The 1,205-nt window shown below is 43.9% G+C and carries 1 protein-coding gene; it reads left to right on the forward strand.

The window, feature by feature from the left end; translation table 11 throughout:
* Positions 1-173: 173 nt before the first annotated feature.
* The coding region (locus tag AB5642_RS20265; protein ID WP_368371965.1) for a helix-turn-helix domain-containing protein at positions 174-1,205 on the forward strand (1,032 nt) is incomplete at its 3' end.

Here is a 1,205-nt window from a genome sequence, read left to right on the forward strand (position 1 = left end):
CCTTAAATGAAAAACTAACTTCCACCTTTAGTCTGTTTTGTTCTACATTAGAAACTGGGGGTGGAAGTTAGTCTTGCAATCGTTTATTCTATAAGAAATACCAGGGCTCCTCCCTGGTCATATCCTCCAACTACCGGAAATGGGATATTTTTATTGTATAGGAGGATTCATTTATGTCTACTAAAGCTACTGGAAACAAAAAACACCTTACCCTTGCTGATCGTGCTGCCATTGAACATGGTATCAGCCGTGGGGAAAATTTCACGCAGATTGCCTGCAGAATCAACAAGGATTCTTCTACTATTTCCAAGGAGATTCGGCGTCACCTTTTCCGGGTTCCTCATTTTCAAAACGAAACCCAGCGAAAGCGCTCAGAATGCGAGCATTTTCAGAACTGTGAAAAGCAGCATATCTGCGGGAATCAGACTTGTAATTCCTTATGCTGGAAATGCCGCCCTAAGCGCTGTTCCATGTATTGTCCTGACTTTACTCCCAGACTCTGCGAAAAGTTAAAAAAGCCCCCCTACGTGTGTAATGACTGTCCTCAGATACGCAACTGTTCCCACGACTTCTATTTCTACAGGGCCAATTACGCCAACGATATTTACAGTGAAACAAAATCTTCTTCACGGTCTGGAATTAACCAGACTCCTGAGTCCCTGGAACAGCTGGACCGTCTGGTTTCCCCTCTGCTTCTGCAGGGACAGCCTTTGTCCCATATCTTTGCATCTAATCAGGAATCTGTCCCCTGTTCTATAAGGACCCTCTACAACTATATAGACCAGGGATATTTCACTGCAATCAACCTCGACCTTCCCCGGAAGGTCCGCTACAAAAAACGTCGGAAGGTCCGCAGAGAACCTGACAACACTGGATATAGAAAAGACAGATCCTATCAGGATTTTGAGAGATATCTGGAAAAGTTTCCAGATACAAATGTGGTGGAATTAGATGTGGTGGAAGGTGCCGGGGGAAAATCAGAAAAAGTACTGTTGACCATGCTTTTCCGTAATTGTAGCCTTATGCTTATTTTTCTTATGGATGCCGACAGGAAGGACAACGTAGAAGATGTGTTTCAGCGAATATATACCCATCTGGGAGCTGATCTATATCGAAAACTCTTTCCGGTCATTCTTACAGACAATGGTGCCTCATTCAAAGATCCAGCTATTTTTGAACGGCCTGCAGGTGAACTTCTATCCCGT

This window comes from Ruminococcus sp. 1001136sp1_2201st1_G3_2201SCRN_220225, from assembly GCF_040924365.1.
Classification (GTDB): Bacteria; Bacillota; Clostridia; order Lachnospirales; family Lachnospiraceae; genus Blautia_A; species Blautia_A faecis.